Here is a 4,287-nt window from a genome sequence, read left to right on the forward strand (position 1 = left end):
GTGGGGGACAAGGGACCAGGGGGACATGCGCCGCCTGCGGTTCTGGAACTCCGGGGGTTACGCATGAAGTTCGACCATGTGACGCACTGATGTCAACGGGCGTGCAGGGATGAAAACACCCTCTTGGCTCGCCTTTTTATGCCATACAAGCGTTACATCCCCATTGTCCTGCCTCAGACATGGAACCTTTGAGGCTGCGCGAAAGGCGTGCCGCCACACGGGAAGTCCGCAGACAAGCCGTCAGCGCATCACGAATGCGCATCATTGATGGGATCGATTTAGGACCTCGAGCCACTGCTACGAGCTCCATCCCCGTCTCTTTTCCAGCGTTTTCCCCGACACCTAGACAGCACCCTTGGTTGCCACCTATACATACATCCCATCTCTCTGATGCGGCGGCAGACAGCTGTCGCCCTGCACAAGCCTCTCCCGCTCAAGGGACCAGCGCGAGGAAGTACCGATGAAGCTCAGAACCGCTCTCTGCTCCACCGCCTCAGCTCTGTCCGCACTGGCGCTGCTCACCGCCTGCAGCGGCGGCGGCTCCAGCACCGCGGCCACGTCGAGCGACAAGCCGCTGGTCGGCGTCGACTACCCACGGTCCGACACCGACTTCTGGAACTCGTACATCAAGTACACACCGGAGTTCGCCAGGGAGCTGGGCCTCGACCTGAAGACCACCAACTCGCAGAACGACGTCGCCAAGCTGACCGCCAACGCGCAGACGTTCATCAGCCAGGGCGTCAAGGGCCTTGCGATGGCCCCGCAGGACACCGCCGCCATCGCCCCGACACTCGCGCAGCTGGAGGCGAAGAAGATCCCGGTCGTCACAGTCGACACCCGCCCCGACACCGGCAAGGTGTTCATGGTCGTGCGCGCCGACAACCGGGCGTACGGCGAGAATGCCTGCCAGTACCTCGGCACCAAGCTCGGCGGCAAGGGCAAGGTCGTCATGCTCCAAGGCGGCCTGGACTCCATCAACGGCCGTGACCGCACCGAGGCGTTCAACGACTGCATGAAGAAGAACTACCCCGACATCAAGGTGTTCGGCGAGGCCACCAACTGGGACGGCGCCGTCGCCGCGCAGAAGCTCCAGACGCGGCTGACGCAACACCCGGACATCAAGGGCGTCTACATGCAGTCCAGCTTCGCCCTGTCCGGCACGCTGCAAGTCCTCAAGCAGAAGGGTCTGTTGGTGGACCCGAAGGACAAGAAGCACGTCTTCGTCGTCTCCAACGACGGCATCCCCGAAGAGCTCAAGTCCATCGCCGCCGGAAAGATCGACGCCACGGTCTCCCAGCCGGCCGACCTCTACGCCAAGTACGCCCTGTACTACCTCAAGGCCGCGATCGACGGAAAGACGTTCAAGCCCGGCAAGACCGACCACGACAGCACCATCATCCAGGTGCGCGAGGGCCTGCTGGAGGACCAGCTCTCCGCCCCGCTCGTCACCGCCGACGGCGGCACCTACGGTGGCGTGCCCAGCGTCAAGAGCGACGACGAGTCGCTGTGGGGCAACAACCTCGGCTGATGGTCCATCCGGTACGGCAACGGCTCACGCACACAAGGCGGTTGAGATGAGCGACGGGGAGCGAGCAGTCACCCCCGCGCCCGCCCCGGCGGACGACGGACGGTCCAAGGTGGGCCCGCCCGTCGTCGAGGCGACGGGCATAGTCAAACGATTCGGCCCGACGGTGGCTCTGAACGGCGCCCGGATCGCCATCAGGGCCGGCGAGACTCACGCGCTCGTCGGCCGCAACGGAGCCGGCAAGTCGACCCTGGTGTCGGTCCTCACCGGTCTCCAGGCCCCGGACGAGGGAACGGTGACCTTCGGCGGAAGCCCCGCACCACGACTGGCGGACCGCGACGCCTGGCGAGAGCGCGTGGCCTGCGTCTACCAGAAGTCGACGATCATCCCCACGCTGACCGTCGCCGAGAACCTCTTCCTGAACCGGCACGACCACGGCCGCAACGGGCTCATCAGCTGGCAGGGAGTGCGTCGGCGGGCGCGGGAGTTGCTGTCGACCTGGTCGGTGGACGTCGATCCGCAGACCCCCGCGGGCGATCTGAGCGTGGAGCAGCGGCAGTTCGTCGAGATCGCCAGAGCGCTGTCCTTCGGCGCCCGGTTCATCATCCTCGACGAGCCGACCGCCCAGCTCGACGGGGCGGCCATCAACCGTCTCTTCGACCGCATCCGCGACCTGCAGCGCCAGGGCGTGACCTTCCTGTTCATCAGCCACCACCTCCAGGAGGTCTACGAGATCTGCGACATGGTGACGGTGTTCCGCGACGCCCGGCACATCGTGACCGCCCCGGTCGCGGAACTGCCCCGCACCGAACTGGTCGCCGCGATGACCGGCGAGGCGGCGGCCGACCGGCTGCAGGTGCGGTCGAGCACCCTCGACCACATCGCCACGCCCGCGCTGTCCGTGCAGGCGCTGGGCAGTGACGGCACCTACGGCGATGTCACCTTCCAGGTCGGCGCTGGGGAGATCGTCGGACTCGCGGGTGCCGCCGGCAGCGGTCGCACCGAGGTCGCCGAGACCGTCGTAGGACTGCGGGCGGCAGTGGCGGGCGAGGTGGAGATCGCCGGGAGGCGGCCCCGGCCGGGCAGCGTACCCGCCGCGCTCGCCGCCGGCGCCGGGTTCGTCCCCCAGGACCGGCACCACCAGGGATTCGTGCCCGACATGTCGATCGCGGACAACACCACCCTGTCCGTTCCCCGCAGGCTCGGCAAGAACGGCTTCCTCAGCCGCGGCCGCCGGGACCGGCTCGCCGACAACATGATCGAGAAGCTGGCGATCAAGACACCGGGACCCGACCTGCCCGTCTCCGCGCTCTCGGGCGGCAACCAGCAGAAAGTCGTCATGGCCCGCGCCCTCGCCGACGACCCGAAGCTGCTGGTACTGATCAACCCGACCGCGGGCGTGGACGTGCGCTCCAAGGAGTTCCTCCTCGGCAAGGTCGAGGAGACCGCACGGACCGGCACCGGAGTGCTCATCGCCTCCGACGAACTCGACGACCTGCGCATGTGCGACCGGGTCCTGGTGATGTTCCAGGGCCGTGTGACATCGGAGATCGCCCGCGGCTGGCACGACCACGACCTCGTGGCCGCGATGGAAGGAGTGGACCTCAATGCCTGAAACCGTCCTCGCGGACGCAGCCGCCAAGGCCGTGGAACCCAAGCCCAAGCGCACCGCGCTGCTCGGCGGTCGGATACCCCTGGCCCGCCTGCGCGACCTCGCCCTCGTCCCCGCGATCGTCGTCATCGCGATCGTCGGACAGATCGTCAACCCGGTCTTCCTGCAGGCCGACAACCTCATCAACGTCCTCCAGACGATGTCCGAGATGGCCCTGCTGGTCCTCGCCCAGACGATGGTCCTGATCGTCAAGAAGATGGACCTGTCGCTGGAGTCCACCATGGGTCTCGCGCCCGGTGTCGCGGCCTGGCTGGTGGTGCCGACCGGCGCCGGACATGGCCTCGGGCTCCTCCCCGGTGCCTGGGCCGTCCCCGTCACCCTCGCCGTGGGCGCACTCGTCGGCGTGATCAACGCCCTGCTGATCATCCGGTTCGGCCTCAACGGCTTCATCGTCACCCTCGGCATGCTGATCGTGCTGCGCGGTGTCCTCACCGGCATCTCCGGGGGCCAGACCTTCTTCCAGCTGCCGGAGTCGATGCTCTACCTCGGCACCGCCGAATGGTTCGGGATGCCCGCGTCGATCTGGATCTGCCTGGTGCTGTTCGCCGTCGCGATCGTGGTCCTCGGCTGGACCAGCTTCGGCCGGTCGCTGTACGCCATCGGCGGCAACGTCGACGCGGCGAAGGCGGCGGGCATCCGCACCGACCGTGTGCTGTGGATCGTCATCGTCACCGGCAGCGTGCTCGCCGCGCTCGCCGGGCTGATGCTGTCCGGGCGCCTGGCCTCCGTCGCGTCCGCGCAGGGCAACGGCTACATCTTCACCGTCTTCGCCGCCGCCGTCATCGGCGGGATCAGCCTGGGCGGCGGCAAGGGCACCATGTTCGGCGCGTTCTGCGGCATCCTGCTGCTCTTCATGATCCAGAACGTGCTCACGCTGGCGGGCGTCCCCGCGCAGTGGATCGGCGCTCTCAACGGCCTGATCATCCTGGTCGCCCTCGCCATCTCCCGCATCACCGGCGGCAAGGTCCAGGAGTGACCCGGGCGGCCGTCGCCGGCCGCCCGACCTCCGCCGCGTTCACGTCTCGTCGCGAGGGGACCGATTCCCCCTTGCCGCTCACAGGAGTTGCCGCCATGTCCTCCACCGTGCCCT

At 67.6% G+C, this 4,287-nt stretch carries 3 protein-coding genes; all 3 read left to right on the forward strand.

Features of this window, described 5'->3' with window-relative positions:
* The first annotated feature begins 460 nt into the window (after positions 1-460).
* Genes AQJ91_RS47800 through AQJ91_RS47810 form a run of 3 tightly spaced genes read left to right on the forward strand, consistent with a single transcriptional unit; the run spans position 461 to position 4,173 of the window.
* Entirely contained in the window at positions 461-1,528 is a 1,068-nt protein-coding gene (locus AQJ91_RS47800; RefSeq protein WP_067036547.1) for a sugar ABC transporter substrate-binding protein, read from the forward strand.
* A gap of 46 nt (positions 1,529-1,574) precedes the next feature.
* A complete protein-coding gene (locus tag AQJ91_RS47805; RefSeq protein WP_067036549.1) occupies positions 1,575-3,140 on the forward strand; it encodes a sugar ABC transporter ATP-binding protein in 1,566 nt (521 codons plus the stop codon).
* The gene (locus tag AQJ91_RS47810; protein WP_067036552.1) at positions 3,133-4,173 is read left to right on the forward strand and encodes an ABC transporter permease; all 1,041 of its coding nucleotides are present in this window, start codon (positions 3,133-3,135) and stop codon (positions 4,171-4,173) included. The genes AQJ91_RS47805 and AQJ91_RS47810 overlap by 8 nt, the downstream gene beginning before the upstream one ends.
* The last annotated feature ends 114 nt before the right edge of the window (positions 4,174-4,287 follow it).

This window comes from Streptomyces dysideae (assembly GCF_001514305.1).
In the GTDB taxonomy this organism is placed as follows: domain Bacteria; phylum Actinomycetota; class Actinomycetes; order Streptomycetales; family Streptomycetaceae; genus Streptomyces; species Streptomyces dysideae.

Bases quoted from the DNA above. Each gene is read 5' to 3' on its own strand.
- AQJ91_RS47800 (WP_067036547.1), top strand. From the start codon at position 461: ATGAAGCTCAGAACCGCTCTCTGCTCCACCGCCTCAGCTCTGTCCGCA.
- AQJ91_RS47805 (WP_067036549.1), top strand. From the start codon at position 1,575: ATGAGCGACGGGGAGCGAGCAGTCACCCCCGCGCCCGCCCCGGCGGAC.
- AQJ91_RS47810 (WP_067036552.1), top strand. From the start codon at position 3,133: ATGCCTGAAACCGTCCTCGCGGACGCAGCCGCCAAGGCCGTGGAACCC.